Origin of the sequence: Streptomyces sp. NBC_00376 (assembly GCF_036077095.1) — a bacterium.
Classification (GTDB): domain Bacteria; phylum Actinomycetota; class Actinomycetes; order Streptomycetales; family Streptomycetaceae; genus Streptomyces.
The window spans coordinates 92,396-110,868 of record NZ_CP107961.1 but is presented as its reverse complement, the minus strand read 5'-3'; the positions used below and the strand labels follow the sequence as shown (position 1 = coordinate 110,868).

2 protein-coding genes and 1 pseudogene (1 of these 3 cut by a window edge) are annotated in these 18,473 nt (G+C 72.0%); 2 read left to right on the top strand and 1 reads right to left on the bottom strand.

The window, feature by feature from the left end; all coding sequences use genetic code 11:
• Nucleotides 1-209 precede the first annotated feature (209 nt).
• Entirely contained in the window at nt 210-1,466 is a 1,257-nt protein-coding gene (locus OG842_RS40620) for a 3-deoxy-7-phosphoheptulonate synthase class II (RefSeq protein WP_328512710.1), read from the bottom strand.
• Between the two features lie 396 nt (nt 1,467-1,862).
• Between OG842_RS40620 and OG842_RS40615 the strand changes: the two are divergent.
• Nucleotides 1,863-13,019: pseudogene (locus OG842_RS40615) on the top strand (type I polyketide synthase); the annotation flags it as partial.
• 25 nt (nt 13,020-13,044) lie between these two features.
• Nucleotides 13,045-18,473, top strand: partial view of a type I polyketide synthase gene (locus OG842_RS40610; RefSeq protein ID WP_443064095.1) — the 5' portion only. The gene runs 24,211 nt beyond the window's last position; the window shows 5,429 of its 29,640 coding nt (coding positions 1-5,429); the start codon lies at nt 13,045-13,047; its stop codon lies beyond the right edge, outside the window.

Sequence of the window (18,473 nt, the reverse complement as noted above, 5' to 3'; positions counted from 1 at the left end):
AGTTCTTCTCCGTATCGAGGGAAAACGCGAAGGGATTCAGGACGACATCAGGACCGACCCGACCCGATCTCAGGTCCGCATTATTCTCCTCAATACAACTCTCGACGCGAAGCTATTCCAGCCGGTGAGTGGCCTTCAACCCCTGAAGAGATGCGAGGCCCCCCTATGAGGGCGGTCCGGATCGTTTCCCGAGTTTTTCTCTAGCGGGTTCATGTCCAGGCAGCGGCGGCGGCCGGCAGGCGACGCGTGGCCACGATCTCGGCGACGCGCTGGGCCAGTTCCAGGGACTGTTCGCGGTTGAGGCGCGGATCGCAGGCGGATTCGTAAGTGGAGGCCAGGTCGTCGTGGCCGATTCCGGCAAGGCCGCCGACGCACTCGGTCACGTCCTCTCCGGTCATCTCCAGGTGGATTCCGCCGGGGTGGGTGCCGAGGGCGCGGTGGACGTCGAAGAATCCGGTGATCTCGTCGAGGACGGCGTCGAAGCCGCGGGTCTTGTGGCCGGAGGGCGCTGTGTACGTGTTGCCGTGCATGGGGTCGGTGACCCAGCCCACGCGCGCACCGGAGGCGGCGACCTTCTCCACCAGGAGGGGCAGGTTCTCGCGTACGACCGTGGCCCCCATGCGCACGACGAAGGTGAGCCGGCCCGGTTCCTGGTCGGGGTCGAGCCGCTCGATCAGCGCCAGCAACTCGTCGGGCGCGGCCGTCGGCCCGATCTTCACCGCCACCGGATTGCGGATCCCGGCCAGGTAGGCGATGTGGGCGCCATCGGGGTCGCGGGTGCGCTCGCCGGCCCAGAGCAGGTGACCGGATCCGGCGTACGGGCGGCGCGAGTACGGGTCGATGCGGGTCAACGGCATCTCGTAGTCGAGAAGCAGCGCCTCGTGGGAGACGAACAGTTCCTCGGGTACCTGCCCCCGGGTCGTCGTGGGGCTGCCGCCGACCAGGGCGCGGGCGAGGTTCAGGGTCGCCGCGGCGGCCTCGTGGGCGCGCAGCATCCGGTACGGGTCCGGGGTGCGGGCCGCCGCCGTGAACTCCTGACCATTGACGGACTCGCCCCGGTACGAGGGGAGGGTGACCCCGTCGCGTACCTCGACGGCGCTGGACCGGGGCTTGGCGTACTGCCCGGCCATCCGGGCGAGCACGACGACGGGCAGGGCGGTGCGGCCGGACAGCGCGGCGGCCATCCGGGAGAGCGTGTCGAGCCGGTTCTCCATGACCGACAGGGAGGTGTCGAGGCTTTCCGCGCAGTCGCCGCCCTGGAGCAGCAGGGCCCGGCCCTCGGCCACCGCGGCCAGCCGGTGCTTGAGCAGGTCGCTCTCGCGCGGCATGACGAGCGGGAGGCTCACGGCCAGGCGGTGCTTGACCGTGCCGAGCGCCTCGCTGTCGGGCCAGCCGGGCTGCTGAGCAACGGAGCACTGGGCAACAGGTCGCTGGGCAACGGAGTGACGGACTGGGGAGGTTTGCATCAGACGGCCTCGTCATGTCGCAGGGAAGTCGCGTACGCCGGAGGGACCAGCAGGCACAGTGAGCGTCCTGCCGCGCGGACGAAAATCACCACACATTTGATCCAGATGCCCTCGAATTCCGGTCGACGATTAATGGAATGGCTGCTCCGGCACCGCTCGGACACTGCATCGATGCCGATTAGGGGACTGCTCCGGGCCCGTTGTTAGGGGTTGTCGGCCGCCCGTGCAGCCACATAGCTTCCACCATTGAGGGCGATCATGGATGCTTTTGATGACGCCGCCTGTCGGCCGCCGTGTCCGTATTCCATCGGCATCGATCCGGACAAAGCGTGATCGCCATGAGCGGACGAAGAGCGACGGTTCCTAAGAGGGCGGGAATTTTCCATGACAAGCGAAGAGAAGCTGCTTGATCACCTGAAGTGGATGACCGCTGAGCTGCGCCAGGCGAAACAACGCCTGCGCGAAGTGGATTCGGGTGAGCAGGAACCGATCGCGATCGTCGGAATGAGCTGCCGCTACCCGGGCGGGGTCGACTCCCCCGAGGACCTGTGGCGGCTGGTGGCCTCGGGCACCGATGCGGTGGCGGCGTTCCCGCAGGACCGCGGCTGGGACCTGGAGGCGCTGACCGCCCCTGACCCGGACAGCCCCGGATCCTCGATCAGCGACGAGGGCGGCTTCCTGTACGGCGCCACGGAGTTCGACGCCGGTTTCTTCGGTATCTCCCCGCGCGAGGCGCTCACGATGGACCCGCAGCAGCGGTTGATCCTCGAGTCCTCCTGGGAACTCTTCGAGCGGGCCGGAATCGATCCGGAGTCGCTGCGCGGCAGCCGTACCGGCGTGTTCGTCGGCACGAACGGCCAGGACTACCCGACTCTCCTGCCGAACAGCGCCGAGAACGTCGAGGGCTATCTCGTCGTCGGCGGTTCGGCCAGTGTCATCTCCGGGCGCATCTCGTACACCCTCGGTCTCGAAGGACCGGCCGCGACCGTGGACACTGCCTGCTCGTCGTCCCTGGTGGCCCTGCACTGGGCGTGCCAGGCGCTGCGCGAGCAGGAATGCTCGCTGGCCGCCGCGGGCGGTGTGGCGCTGATGTCGACGCCGGGCACCTTCCAGGAGTTCAGCCGCCAGCGTGCGATGGCCGCCGACGGCCGGTGCAAGGCGTTCGCCGACTCGGCGGACGGCACCGGCTGGGGCGAGGGCGTCGGCATGCTGCTGCTGGAGCGGCTCTCGGACGCCCGGCGCAACGGCCACAGGATCCTCGCCGTCGTACGGGGTTCCGCGGTCAACCAGGACGGCGCGAGCAGCGGCCTGACCGTCCCGAACGGCCCCGCTCAGCAGCGGGTGATCCGCCAGGCCCTCGCCAACGCCGGCCTGGGCGCGGGCGATGTCGACGTGGTCGAGGCGCACGGCACGGGTACGACGCTGGGTGACCCGATCGAGGCCCAGGCCCTGCTGGCCACCTATGGCCAGGACCGCCCGGAGGGGCAGCCGTTGTGGCTGGGCTCCCTGAAGTCGAACATCGGTCACACGCAGGCGGCGGCCGGTGTCGGCGGCATCATCAAGATGGTCATGGCGATGCGCCACGGTGTGCTGCCGCGCACCCTGCACGTCGACCGCCCCTCCACGCACGTCGACTGGTCGGCCGGTGCGGTGGAACTGCTCACCGAGGAGCGGACCTGGGTCACCCCGGGCCGCCCCCGCCGGGCGGCCGTCTCCTCGTTCGGCATGAGCGGCACCAACGCCCACGCCGTCATCGAGGCACCCCCGGCCGAGACCGCCGAGCCCGCCGCCGAACCTTCCGCCGAGCCTTCCGCCAGGCGCGACGGCACGGCTTCCGGTCCGGTGCCGTGGCTCGTCTCCGGACGCTCGGCGCAGGCCCTGGCCGCCCAGGCGGACCGGCTGCGTACGCATGTGCTCGACGCCCCGACTGCGCCCGCCCTCAACGACATCGGCCTCTCACTGACCCGGACGCGTACGGCGTTCGACCACCGGGCGGTCGTGATCGCCGACAGCACGTCGGACATGACGGACCGCCTCCAGGCCCTGGCCGGGGAAGCTCCGGACGGTGGCACCCTGCCCGCCGGCACGGCCCGCGGCACGGTCGGCGGATATGCCAAGCCTGTGTTCGTGTTCCCGGGTCAGGGTGCGCAGTGGGCCGGTATGGCGGTGGGGTTGCTGGAGTCCTCGCCGGTGTTCGCGGCGCGGATGGCGGAGTGTGCGGCGGCGCTGGAGCCGTACGTGGAGTGGTCGCTGATCGACGTCGTGCGTGGTGCCGACGGCGCGCCCGGTCTGGACCGGGTGGATGTGGTTCAGCCGGTGCTGTGGGCCGTGATGGTGTCCCTCGCCGAGGTGTGGCGGTCGTACGGTGTCGAGCCGGCGGCTGTGATCGGCCACTCCCAGGGCGAGATCGCGGCGGCCGCCGTCGCCGGCATCCTGTCCCTGAGCGACGCGGCCAAGGTCGTCGCCCTGCGCAGCCGGGCCATCACCGCCCTCGCGGGCCGTGGTGGCATGGTGTCCGTCGCCCAGCCCGCCGCTTGGGTGCGGGAGAAGATCGCGGCGTGGGACGGGCGGATCTCCATCGCCGCCGTCAACGGCCCCTCCTCCGTCGTCGTCTCCGGCGACCCCGAGGCTCTGGACGAGCTGGTCACCGACTGCCAGGCCAACGAGATCCGCGCCCGGAAGGTGGACGTGGACTACGCCTCCCACTCCGCCCACGTCGAAGAGATCGAACCCGAGCTCGCGAAGCTCCTCGCGGGCATCGCCCCGCAGACCGGCGGCACGACCCTCTACTCCTCCCTCACCGGGGGACTGCTCGACGGTACGGAGATGGGCGCCGGGTACTGGTACAACAACCTGCGCGAAACCGTCGAGTTCGAACAGGCCACCCGCACTGCCCTGGCCAACGGGCACACCGTCTTCATCGAGGTCAGCCCCCACCCCGTCCTCTCCCTCGGCCTCCAGGGCACCATCGACGACACCGACACGGACGCAGCCGTCCTCGGCACCCTCCGCCGCGACGAAGGCGGACTCGACCGGATGCTTCAGTCCGTCGCCGAGCTCTGGGTGCTCGGCGTGGACGTGGACTGGGACACCTTCTTCGAGGGCACCGATGCCCGTACCGTCGACCTGCCGACGTACGCCTTCCAGCGCGAGCGGTACTGGCCGCGCGCGGCCGAGTTCTCCGGTGATGTCGCCTCGGTGGGCCTGGAGGGCGCGGAGCATCCGCTCCTGGGTGCCGTGCTGGACCTGCCGGGCCCGGGTGGTGTGGTGCTGACCGGCCGGCTGGCGGTCCGTACGCATGGCTGGCTCGCCGATCACGTGGTCGACGGGCGGGTGCTCGTCCCGGGCACGGCTCTCGTCGAGATGGCGGTCCGGGCCGGGGACCAGGTCGGCCACGGCATCGTGTCCGAACTCGTCCTGGAATCCCCGCTGGTGCTGCCGGAGAACGGCGCGGCCGTCGTCCGGGTGGTCGTCGGTGCTGAGGGCGAGGACGGCATCGGATCCGGCACACGCCCGCTGACGGTGTACGGGCAGGCCGAGGGCGCCGAGACCTGGACCCGTCACGCGGCCGGTGTGCTGACCGCCACCATCACCGGCGGCGGCACGGATCAGCCGTCGGACGCGTCCTGGGCCGCCGTCTGGCCGCCGCAGGACGCAGAGGCGGTGGACGTATCCGACTTCTACGCGGAACTGGCGGCGACGGGCTACGGCTACGGCCCGGCGTTCCAGGGCCTGCGGGCGGTGTGGCGGCGGGCGGGCGAGGTGTTCGCGGAGGTCGCTCTCGGCGAGGAGACCGCCGGCCAGGCGGGCCGGTTCGGCCTGCATCCGGCGCTGCTGGACTCCGCCCTGCACGCGGTGGGCGCGGGCGGGCTGTTCCCGGGTGAGGCCGGGCTGCAACTGCCGTTCGCCTGGGAAGGCGTGGAGCTGCACGCGGCGGGCGCCTCGTCGCTGCGGGTGCGGCTGGCTCCGGCGGGCGGCCAGGCCGTCTCGGTCGAGGCCACCGACGGCGCCGGTGCTCCGGTCGCCTCGGTCCGGTCCCTGGCCTTCCGGCCCGTGAGCGCGGACCAGTTGAGGGAGGCGGAGAACCGGGCGGCGGCCGAGTCGCTGTTCCGCCTGGAGTGGGTCCCGGCCACGGGTGCTCCGGAGGCGGGTACGGCGACGGGTACGGGTGCGGCGGCGGATTTGGTTGCCGATGCCGGGTTCCAGGTCCTGACGGTCCCCGGTGCGCGGACCGGTACGGACGTGCTCCCGGGGGTACGTGAGCGCGTTGTCCATGTACTGACCCGGTTGCAGGAGTGGCTGGCCGCGGAGAGCGAGACGGATGCGCGTCTGGTCGTGGTGACCCGGGGCGCGGTGGCCGTCGCCGGTGGCGAGATCCAGGACATGGGAGCGGGCTCCGTGTGGGGCCTGGTGCGTTCCGCCCAGACGGAGAACCCGGGGCGGATTGTTCTGGTGGACGTCGATGTCGACGGTGGTGGTGTCGATGTCGGTGGTGTTGCGGGGTTGGGTGAGCCGCAGGTTGTGGTGCGTGAGGGTCGGTTGTTCGTGCCTCGGTTGGTGCGGGCTGCGGCTGGTGGCGTTGGTGGTGCTGGTGGTGGGTTGGTGGTTCCGTCTGGTGTGGCGGAGTGGTCGTTGCAGAGCACGGGCAAGGGCACGCTGGAGAATCTGGCGCTGCTGCCCGTGGAGCGGCCGGGGCTGGGCGAGGGTCAGGTGCGGGTGGATGTGCGGGCGGCGGGGGTCAATTTCCGTGATGTGCTGAACGCGCTGGGGATGTATCCGGGTCCTGAGGTGCCGATGGGTGCCGAGGGTGCTGGTGTGGTCGCGGAGGTCGGTCCGGGGGTGACGGGTCTGCGTCCGGGTGACCGGGTGATGGGGCTGTTCTCCGGCTCGTTCGGTCCGAGCGCGGTCACCGAACGCCGAATGCTCGCCCCCATCCCCGACGACTGGTCCTACGTCCAGGCATCCACGGTCCCGTCCGTCTACCTGACCGCCTACTACGGACTGGTAGACCTCGCGCAGGTACGGCCGGGTGATTCGGTGCTGGTGCATGCGGCGTCCGGGGGTGTGGGGACGGCCGCGGTGCAGCTGGCCCGGCATCTGGGGGCCGAGGTGTACGGCACGGCGAGTGAGGCGAAGTGGCCGGTCCTGGCCGCGATGGGTATCCCCGCCGAGAGGATCGCTTCTTCCCGAACCCTCGACTTCGCCGAGGCCTTCGCCGCGGAGACGGGCGGTCGGGGCATGGACGTCGTGCTGAACTCCCTTGCCGGGGAGTTCGTCGACGCCTCGCTCGGTCTGCTGCCGTGCGGCGGCCGGTTCCTGGAGATGGGCAAGACCGACATCCGGGATGCGGCGGCAGTGGCACAGAGCCACGAAGGCGTTCGGTACCAGGCTTTCGAGTTGCTGGATGCGGGTCCGGACCGGCTTCAGGGGATGTTGCTGGAGTTGCTGGGGCTGTTCCGGGAGGGTGTGCTGAGCCTGCCTCCGGTGCGGGCGTGGGACATCCGTCAGGCCCCCGAAGCGCTGCGGTTCATGAGCCGGGCCCGGCACGTGGGCAAGGTCGTCGTGACGATGCCGCGCATCCCCGATCCTGCGGGTACGTACCTGGTCACGGGGGCCACCGGCACCCTGGGCGGCCTGGTCGCCCGCCACCTGGTCACCGCACGAGGTGTACGCAGCCTGCTCCTACTCAGCCGCCGGGGCACCGACGCCCCGGGCGCGGCCGAACTGGTCGCGGAGCTGGAGGCGGCCGGGGCCCGGGTCTCGCTGCTGGCCTGCGACGCGTCCGACCGCGACGCACTGGCCGCCGCCCTGGCCACCGTCCCGGCCGAACACCCCCTCACCGGCATCGTCCACACCGCCGGTGTCCTGGACGACGGAGTGATCCCCGAACTCGACGCCGACCGCATCGACACGGTCCTGCGCCCCAAGGCCGACGCCGCCTGGAACCTCCACGAACTCACCCGTCACCACCACGAACTCGCCGAATTCATCCTCTTCTCCGGTGGAGCGGGCACGTTCGGTGGTCCGGGGCAGGGCAATTACGCGGCGGCGAACGTGTTCCTCGATGTGCTGGCCCAGCACCGGCAGGCCCAGGGCCTGCCCGCCACGGCCGTGGCCTGGGGCATGTGGGAGGAGCGCAGCGGAATGACGGCGCACCTCGGCGACGCCGAGATCGCCCGCATGACCCGGACGGGCATGCAGCCGCTGCCCACCGACCACGGCCTCGCCCTGCTGGACGCGGCCACCGCAACCGGACAAGCGCTGCTCGTCGCCGCACGCCTGGACCTGGCCGCCATGCGCAGGCACGGCGAGACCACGGGTACGGGCGTGCCGCCACTCTTCCAGGCCCTGGTGCGGGCTCCCGCGCGCCGCTCCCTCGGTGCGGCGAAGGCGGTCGAGGCGTCTTCGTTCGCCCAGCAACTCGCCGCCCTGCCCGCAGAACAGGCCGAACGCACCCTGCTCGACCTCGTCCGCACCCACGTCGCCGCCGTACTCGGACACGCCTCCGCCGACACCATCGAAACCGGCAGAGCCTTCCGCGAACTCGGCTTCGACTCCCTCACCGCCGTAGAAATCCGCAACCGCCTCAACACCGCCACCGGCCTACGCCTCCCGACGACCCTGGTCTTCGACTACCCGACCCCCGAGGTCCTCGCCGACCACCTGCGCTCCGAACTGGTCGGCTCCCGGCCGGGCGCGGTCGCGGCCGGCGCTGCGGCGGTGCCGGGCACGGGCCCCGCCGATGCGGACGACCCGATCGCCATCATCGGCATGGGCTGCCGGTTCCCGGGCGGGGTCCGTTCGCCGCAGGACCTGTGGCAGCTCCTCGCCGAGGGCCGCGACGCCATCGGCGGCGTACCGCTCGACCGCGAGTGGAACCTCGATGTGTTCCGGCACACGGAGGGCGACAGCCAGGGCACCTCGTACGTGGGTGAGGGCGGGTTCCTGCGGGACGCCGGGCAGTTCGATCCGGCCTTCTTCGGGATCTCGCCGCGCGAGGCCCTGGCCATGGACCCCCAGCAGCGGCTGCTGCTGGAAACCTCCTGGGAGGCCTTCGAGAACGCGGGCATCGATCCGGTCGACGTGCGCAGAACCCGTACCGGTGTGTACGCGGGCGCGGCGGCCTCCGGGTACGGCGGCACGACCCGGAGCCGGCCGAACGGCTTCGAGGGCCATCTTCTGACGGGCACGGCGGGCAGCGTCGTCTCGGGCCGCATCTCCTACGCCCTGGGTCTGGAAGGCCCCGCGATGACCGTGGACACGGCGTGCTCGTCGTCCCTGGTCGCGCTGCACATGGCCGTCCAGGGGCTGCGCAACGGCGAGTGCACGATGGCCCTGGCCGCCGGAGTGATGGTCATGGGAACACCCACGTCCTTCGTCGAGTTCAGCCGCCAGCAGGCGCTGGCCACGGACGGCCGGTGCAAGGCGTTCGCGGAGGCCGCGGACGGCTTCGGGCTTGCCGAGGGAGTCGGCGTCCTGCTTCTGGAGCGGTTGTCGGAGGCGCGGCGTCTGGGTCATGAGGTGCTGGCCGTGGTGCGTGGTTCGGCGGTCAATCAGGACGGTGCGTCGAACGGTCTGACGGCTCCGAACGGTCCGTCGCAGCAGCGGGTGATCCGCCAGGCCCTGGCCAACGCGGGTCTGACCACCGCCGATGTCGACGTGGTCGAGGCACACGGAACGGGCACGAAGCTCGGCGACCCGATCGAGGCCCAGGCCCTGCTGGCCACCTACGGCCGCGAACGCCCCCAGGACCAGCCCCTCCTCCTCGGCTCCATCAAGTCCAACATCGGCCACACCCAGGCCGCCGCCGGCGTCGCCGGCGTGATGAAGATGGTCCTGGCCATGCGCAACGGCGTCCTCCCGCAGACCCTCCACATCGACACCCCCTCCACCCACGTCGACTGGACCGACGGCGACATCGAACTCCTCACGGAGAACCGTGCCTGGCCACGGACCGACGCCCCTCGCCGGGCCGGCGTGTCCTCGTTCGGCATGAGCGGGACGAACGCCCACCTGATCCTGGAAGAGGCCCCGCACAACGAGCCCGCTACACCATCGGCCCCGTCTCGGGTGGCGGTGCCGTGGGTCCTGTCGGGCAAGTCGGAGACCGCGCTGCGCGCCCAGGCCGGGAAACTCCTCGACCGCATACGCCAGGACACGGACACCTCCCTCACCGACATCGCCTACTCACTCGCCCTCACCCGAACCCACTTCGACCACCGCGCAGCCATCACAGCCACCCACCGGGACGACTACCTCACCGCCCTCGAAGCCCTCACCCACAACCACCCCACCACCAACACCACCACCGCCGCCGAAACCCAGACCTCACCCCGCCCCGTATTCGTCTTCCCCGGCCAGGGCGCCCAATGGACCGGCATGGCCGTGGAACTCCTCGACACCTCACCCGCATTCGCAGCACGCATGGCCGAATGCGCCGCCGCGCTGGACCCGTACACCGACTGGTCGCTGACCGATGTCGTACGCGGCACCGACGGCGCGCCCGGCTTCGACCGCGTCGACGTCGTCCAGCCCGTCCTATGGGCCGTCATGGTCTCCCTCGCCGAACTGTGGCGCTCCTACGGAGTCGAACCCGCAGCCGTCATCGGCCACTCCCAGGGCGAGATCGCCGCAGCCGCCGTCGCCGGCATCCTGTCCCTGAGCGACGCAGCGAAGGTCGTCGCGCTACGCAGCCGGGCCATCACCGCCCTCGCCGGCCGCGGCGGCATGGTCTCCGTCGCCCAGCCCGCAACCTGGGTACGCGAGAAGATCACGGCGTGGGACGGGCGGATCTCCATCGCCGCCGTCAACGGCCCCTCGTCCGTGGTGGTTTCCGGTGATCCGGAGGCTCTGGACGAGCTGGTCACCGACTGCCAGGCGAACGAGATCCGCGCCCGCAAGGTGGACGTGGACTACGCCTCCCACTCCGCCCACGTCGAAGAGATCGAGGCCGAGCTCGCGAAGCTCCTCGCGGGCATCGCACCGAGCGCGGGCGATGTGGCCCTGTACTCCTCCCTCACGGGCGGACTGCTCAACGGCACGGAAATGGGCGCAGGCTACTGGTACAACAACCTCCGCGAAACCGTCGAGTTCGAACAGGCCACCCGCACCGCCCTCACCGACGGCCACACCGTCTTCATCGAGGTCAGCCCCCACCCCGTCCTCTCCCTCGGCCTCCAGGGCACCACCGAGAACACCGGCACCGACGCAGCCGTCCTCGGCACCCTCCGCCGCGACGAAGGCGGACTCGACCGCTTCCTCACCTCCCTCGCCGAAGCCCACGTCCACGGCACCACCATCAACTGGACAACCGTCTTCGCCGACACCGACGCCACCCGCACCACCCTCCCCACCTACCCCTTCCAACGCACCCGCTACTGGCTCAAGGACGAGCCCGAGACTCCTGCCACCGCCTCCGCCACCTCCGTAACGGCCGAACAGTCCACCGCGGAAGCGGAGTTCTGGAAGGCCGTGGAGGACGGTGACGCCGAGGCGCTCGCCCGACAGCTGGGCGGTGTCGATGCCGGACCGCTGAGTGCCGTACTGCCGGCGCTGGCCGGGTGGCGGCGGACTGCTACCGCTCTCACAACCCTGGACTCGTGGCGGTACCGGATCACCTGGAAGCCGTTGGTTTCCTCGGGTGCCCCCGGTGCTCTTTCCGGCGCGTGGCTGCTGGTCCTGCCCGAGGCGCTGGCCGACGGGGCGCTGGTGGCCGAATGCTCCCGGCAGCTGGCCGCACGGGGGGCCGGGGTGGTGCCGTTGCTGATCACCGAGCACCAGAGCGACCGGGCGGGAATCGCCAAGGCGCTGACGGCTCTCGGTGACGGGGACGCGCCCACGTACAGCGGTGCGCTGTCGCTGCTGGCCCTGGACGAGAGTGCCGATCCGGCTCTGGGTTCGGAGCTTCCGGCCGCGACCGCCCGCACGCTCGCCCTCGTGCAGGCTCTCGACGACACCGCCGTGCGAGCACCGCTGTGGTGCCTCACCAGTGGCGGCGTCCAGATTGGACAGACCGGTTACAGCGATCCGGCAAGCAGTCCGGTGCAGGCACAGCTGTGGGGCATGGGCCAGGCCATCGCCCTTGAGGCTCCGGGAAGTTGGGGTGGTCTCATCGACCTGCCCGACGCGGCGGCGGAAGGGGGCGACGCATCGGTGGCGGAACGGGTGTGCGCCGTGCTGTCCGGCGCTTACGGCGCCGAGGACCAGGTCGCGGTGCGCGGCGAGGGCGTTTTCGCCCGGCGGATCGGCCGGGCTTCGCTCGGCGAGGCCGTACGCCGATTCGAGCCCCGTGGTTCGGTGCTGGTCACCGGCGGCACCGGTTCCGTCGGCGGGCATGTCGCCCGTTGGCTGGCCGCCGAGGGCGCCGAGCACATCGTGTTGACGAGCCGCCGCGGTCCGGACAGTCCGGGAGCGGCGGAGCTGGTGGAGGAGCTGGCCCAGGCCGGTGCCTCCGCGTCGGTCGTGGCCTGTGACGTGGCCGACCGGGACCAGGTCGACGTGCTTGTCGAGCGGCTGCGGGCGGAGGGCCGCCCGGTGGGCAGCGTCTTCCACACGGCGGGCGTGGACGACACGGCGGCCGTGCAGGACACGGATGCGGCCGCCTACGCGACCGTCCTGTCCGGCAAGGTCAACGGCGCCCTGCACCTCGACGAGGCGCTGGGCGACTCCGTGGACGCGTTCGTCCTCTTCTCATCGATCTCCGGGGTGTGGGGCAATGCCCGGCACTCTGCGTACGCGGCGGCGAACGCGTCCCTCGACGCGCTGGCCCACCGGCGCCGGTCCCTGGGCCGGTCCGCGACGTCCGTGTCCTGGGGCTGGTGGGAGGGCGACGGGCTGGCCGGCGGCGCCGGCGTCGGGGGCGCGCTCAGCGGCCTCGGCCTGTCGGCGATGGCGCCGGACCTCGCGGTGTCCGCGATGCGGCAGGCCGTCGAGCACGGGGAGACGACGGTCGTCGTCGCCGACATCGACTGGCGGGACTTCGCCCCGGCATTCACCGGACTGCGCCCGAGTGCGCTGATCGGCGACCTGCCGGAGGTGCGCGGTGCGGTGCGGGCGGACGACGCCGCGGAGGCGGCGGACGGTCAGGACGCCGGGCAGGACGCGGCGGCCGTGCTGCGTGCCGAACTCGCCGAACTACCCGGTCCCGAGCAGGAGTACACGCTGCTCGAACTGGTACGGGATCACGCGGCGGCGGTGCTCGGTCTGGCCGGGCCCTCCGACGTACGGCCCGACAAGCCCTTCCGGACCCTCGGCTTCGACTCGCTGACCGCGGTGGACCTGAGAAACCGGATCACCCGGGCCACGGGGCTGCGGCTGCCCGCCGCGCTGGTCTTCGACCACCCGACCCCTGTGGTGCTCGCCGCTTTCCTGCGGACCAAGTTCGACCTGCCGGTGGCGACCGGCGCCGCGGAGCCGGTACCTGTTCCGGCGCCCGACGCGGCAACGGCTCCGGCCCCGGCCGTGGCAGCGGACGACTCGATTGACGACGACTCGATTGACGACATGGACGCCGAAAGCCTGATCCAGCTGGCTCTGGGAGACAACGGCTCATGATGACGTGCGAAATGTGGAGTGCATGATGGCTACTTCGGCGGACAAGGTTCTCGAGGCTCTGCGGGCGTCGGTCAAGGAGACCGAGCGGCTGCGGAAGGAGAACGCCCGGATCACCGAGGCGGCCCGGGAGCCCATTGCGATCATCGGTATGAGCTGCCGGTACCCCGGCGGTGTCGCGAGCCCCGAGGACCTGTGGCGGCTGGTGGACGAGGGCCGCGACGCGGTGGGCCCCTTCCCGGCCGACCGGGGGTGGGACATCGACGCCCTGTACGCGACGAGTCCGGCGGGCTCGGGTGCGTACGAGGGCGGGTTCGTCCCCGATGCCGCCGAGTTCGACGCCGGGTTCTTCGGGATCTCGCCGCGTGAGGCGCTTGCCATGGACCCGCAGCAGCGGCTCCTGCTGGAGGCCGCCTGGGAGGCGGTCGAGCGGGCCGGGGTGGCTCCGTCGGCGCTGCGCGGCACCCGTACCGGTGTTTTCGCCGGTGCGGCGGTCTCCGGGTACGAGAACAAGCTGCAGAACGCGTCCGAGAACGTCGAGGGCTACTTCCTGACCGGTACGGCGGGCAGTGTGGTCTCCGGCCGCATCGCCTACACCCTCGGTCTTGAGGGCCCGGCGGTGACGGTCGACACGGCCTGCTCGTCGTCGCTGGTCGCACTCCACATGGCCGTCCAGGCGCTGCGGTCCGGCGAGTGCGAGCTCGCGCTCGCGGGTGGTGTCGCCGTGATGGCGGTGCCCGAGGCGTACGCCGAGTTCAGCAAGCAGGGCGGGCTCGCCGTCGACGGGCGCTGCAAGTCCTTCGCCGCGGCCGCCGATGGCACCGGTTGGGCCGAGGGCGTCGGTGTGCTGCTCGTCGAGCGGCTTTCCGACGCGGTGCGCAACGGGCACCAGGTCCTGGCCGTCGTACGCGGTACGGGGGTCAACCAGGACGGCGCCTCCAACGGGCTGACCGCCCCGAACGGTACGGCCCAGCAGCGGGTCATCCGCCAGGCCCTGGCCAACGCGGACCTGGCGTCGGCGGAGGTCGACGCGGTCGAGGCGCACGGCACGGGCACCGTGCTGGGCGACCCGATCGAGGCGCAGGCCCTGGTGGACACGTACGGGCAGGAGCGCTCGGCGGGACAGCCGCTGTGGCTCGGCTCGATGAAGTCCAACATGGGTCACGCTCAGGCCGCTTCGGGTGTGGCCGGTGTGATCAAGATGGTCATGGCGATGCGTCATGGTGTGCTGCCGCGCACCCTGCACGTCGACGAGCCGACCCCGCACGTCGACTGGGCGGCGGGCGAGGTGGAGCTGCTCACCGAGGCGCGCGACTGGCCGGAGACCGGCCGGCCGCGCCGGGCCGCCGTGTCGTCCTTCGGCGTGAGCGGCACCAACGCGCACATCATCGTCGAGCAGGCTCCCGACCCGGTGTCCGACTCAATATCCAACCCGGACGGATCGGATGAATCGGCTGGATCGGCTGGATCGGTCGCCGTGCACCCGTGGCTCGTGTCCGGCGCCTCCGCGCAGGGCCTCGCGGCCCAGGCGGACCGGCTGCTGACGCATCTCGCGGCGGACGGTGCCGAGGACGACGGGCGACGCGTCCTCGACCTGGGCTTCTCGCTGGCCACCGGACGGTCGGCGCTGGAGCACCGGGCCGTCGTGCTGGGCGAGAGCCGGGACACCCTGCTGAACGGCCTGCGGGCGCTGGCCCGGGGCGAGAACGCGCAGGGCACGGTGCGCGGCCTGGCGGTGCCGGGCCGGCTCGGCCTGATGTTCTCCGGGCAGGGTTCGCAGCGGCCCGGCATGGGCCGTGAGCTGTACGAGGCGTACCCGGTGTACGCCGAGGCCTTCGACGCGGTCTGTGCCGAGCTGGACCGGCACCTGGCGGGCCATGTCGACCTGTCCGTGCGCGAGGTCGTCTTCTCGGAGCCGGGCAGCGCCGAGGCGGCGCTGCTCGACGCCACCGTGTACACGCAGGCTGGTCTGTTCGCCGTCGAGGTGGCCCTGTTCCGTCTGGTCAGCTCCTGGGGGGTCACCCCGGATCACCTGCTCGGGCACTCGGTCGGCGAGATCACGGCCGCCCATGTGGCGGGTGTGCTCACGCTTGAGGACGCGGGTGCGCTGGTCGCCGCCCGTGGCCGGCTCATGCAGGCGCTGCCCGCGGGCGGCGCGATGGTGTCCGTGCAGGCCACCGAGGAAGAGGTGGCCGGACTTCTCGACGGTCGTGCGGACGTGTCGGTCGCCGCGGTCAACGGGCCGCGCGCCGTGGTGATCTCGGGTGCCGAGGAAGCCGTGGCCGAGATCGCCGCCGCCCTCGGTGAGCAGGGCCGTAAGACGCGGCGGCTGCAGGTCAGCCATGCCTTCCACTCCCCGCTCATGGAGCCCATGCTCGACGAGTTCCGCCGGGTCGCGGAGAGCCTGACGTTCCACCCGCCCCGGCTGTCGGTCGTGTCCAACGTGACCGGCCGCATGCTGCGTTCGCAGGAGGTCCGCGACCCCGGTTACTGGGTGCGCCACGTCCGCGAGGCCGTCCGCTTCGCCGACGGTGTGCGCGCGCTGGCCGACCAGGGCGTCACCACGTTCCTCGAACTCGGACCGGGCGGCGTGCTGACCGCCATGGGCCAGGCCAGTGTCGCCGACGCGGAGACTGCTGGGACTGCTGGGAACGAGGGGAGCGCCGACTCCGTCTCCTTCGTGGCCGCCCTGCGCAAGGACCGGCCCGAGCCCCACGCGATCACCGCCTCGCTCGCCGCGCTGCACGTCCGGGGCACGGCCGTGGACTGGGCGTCCTTCTACGCCGGAACGGGCAGCCGTCGGGTGGACCTGCCGACGTACGCCTTCCAGCGGCAGCGCTTCTGGCCGACCCCGACCGCCGCGCAGGACGCGGCCGAGGTGCTGGCCACCTTCCGCAACGAGGCCCGCTTCTGGGAAGCGGTGGAACGCGAGGACCTCACCGCCCTCGCCGACGCCATGCGTCCCGTGGACGTCGACCCGCTGGCCGCCGCGCTTCCCGCGCTGGCCGCGTGGCGTCGCCGCAACCGCGATCTCGACATCGTCGACGGGCTGCGCCACCGCATCGACTGGAAGCCGGCCACCACGGCCGGCCCCGCTTCCCCGGTGGGCGACTGGCTGGTCCTGACGCCCACCCGGACCGCGTACGGAGCACTCGTCGACCGGGTGACGGAGGCGCTCCGGGACCGGGGCGACTCGGTCACCGTGGTCGACGTCGACCCCCAGGACCTGGACCGCGCGTCGCTCGCGGACCTCCTGGCCGGGCAGGTGGAGGGCGGCCCGGCCGGCGTGCTCTCGCTGCTGGCGCTCGCCGCGGACACCTCGGACAACTCCAGCGACTCCAACGCCTCCGACGACGCGTTCGCGATCGGGGCCGTCCCCGCCGGTACCCGTGCGACCGTGCTCCTCGCCCAGGCGCTCGGTGACGCCGGTCTCGACGCCCCGCTGTGGATCGCCACCCACGGCGCGGTCACCATCGGCCGCTCCGAGTCCCTCCACCAGCCCGCGCAGGCACCCCTGTGGGGCCTCGGCCGGGTTATCGGACTGGAACACGGCGAGCGCTGGGGCGGTCTGATCGACCTGCCCGCCGAACTCGACGAGCGCGCCGCCGACCGGCTGTGCGCGGCCCTCGCCGACGGCGCCGAGGACCAGATCGCGCTGCGTTCCTCCGGCCTGTTCGTACGCCGTCTCGCCCACGACCCGCGCAGCGCCGCCCCGGCAGGGCGCCCCGCGTTCGTCCCGCGCGGCACGGCTCTGATCACCGGCGGTACCGGCGCCCTGGGCGCACACACCGCCCGCTGGCTCGCCGCGAACGGCGCCGAGCGGATCGTCCTGACCAGCCGGCGCGGCCCCGAGGCCCCCGGCGCTTCCGAACTGGTCGCCGAACTGGGCACGTTGGGCGCCCCGGCGACCGTCGTCGCCTGCGACGTCTCCGACCGGGATGCCCTGGCGGCGCTGCTGGAGTCCGTACGGACGGACGGCGGCCCGGCCCTGCGCTCGGTGTTCCACACGGCCGGCATCGCCAGCGACACCCCGCTGACCGACATCGACCTCGGCACGTTCGGGGACGAGATACGGGCCAAAGCGGCCGGTGCCGCCCACCTGGACGAGCTGCTCCGCGACCAGGACGACGAGATCGACGCGTTCGTCCTGTTCTCCTCCATCTCCAGCGTCTGGGGCAGCCGGGGCCAGGGCGCGTACGCCACCGGAAACACCTATCTCGACGCGCTCGCCCAGCGGCGCCGCGAACGCGGTGCCGCCGCCACCTCGGTCTCCTGGGGCGCGTGGGGCGGCGGCGGGCTCGCCGACGGCCGCGAGGGCGAGCGGCTGGCCCGGCGCGGCATCCGCACCATGTCCCCCGAGCACGCCATCGGCGCGCTCAAGCACGCCCTCGACCACGACGACACCCATGTGGCCGTCGCCGATGTCGACTGGGACCGTTTCCTGCCCGCGTTCACCGCTGCCCGCCCGCGACCGCTGCTCAGTGACCTTCCCGAGGCCATCGCCCTGGCCGACGGGGAATCCGTGGACACCGCGTCCGGCGGCGAGGCGCACGACAGCCGGTCCCGGATGCGCGACCGGCTGGCGGGGTTGTCCCCGGCCGACCGTACGGCGCTGCTCATGGAACTCGTACGGACCGAGGCTGCCGCGGTGCTCGGCCACGGCACCGTCGACGAGATCCGTCCCGACCGCGCCTTCCGTGACCTGGGCTTCGACTCCCTCACCGCGATCGACCTGCGCAACCGGCTGGTCCAGGAGACCGGCGTACGGCTGCCCAGCACCCTGGTGTTCGACCACCCCAACCCGACCGCGCTGGCCCGCTTCATCGAGTCCGAACTCTTCGTGACCGGCACGGTTCCCGGCGGGGACGCGGCAGCCGTGGCGGGAGCGGGCGATGACGACGAGCCGATCGCGATCGTCGGCATGGCCTGCCGCTTCCCGGGCGGCGTGGCCGGCCCGGAGGACCTGTGGCGGCTCGTCGCCTCCGGCGGCGACGGCATCAGCTCCTTCCCCACGAACCGTGGTTGGGACCTCGACTCGCTGTACGACCCGGACCCCGAGGCGCACGGCACCTCGTACGTCCGCGACGGCGGATTCCTGCACGACGCCCCCGGCTTCGACGCGGACTTCTTCGGGATCTCGCCGCGCGAGGCCCTGGCGATGGACCCGCAGCAGCGACTGATGCTCGAAGTGTCCTGGGAGGTCTTCGAGCGGGCCGGCATCGACGCCGGATCCGTACGGGGCCACCGCATCGGCGTCTTCGCCGGCGCCTCCGCCTCCGGTTACGGCGCCGACCTCGGCCGCACCGCCGAAGGCACCGGCACCGAGGGCCACCTGCTCACCGGTATGGCCACCAGCGTGCTCTCCGGCCGCGTCTCCTACATCCTGGGCCTGGAGGGCCCGGCGGTGACGGTGGACACGGCCTGCTCGTCGTCGCTGGTCGCCCTGCACCTCGCGGC

Excerpts from the sequence above, each read along its gene's own strand:
- OG842_RS40620 (WP_328512710.1), bottom strand. The coding sequence starts at position 1,466 with ATGCAAACCTCCCCAGTCCGTCACTCCGTTGCCCAGCGACCTGTTGCC.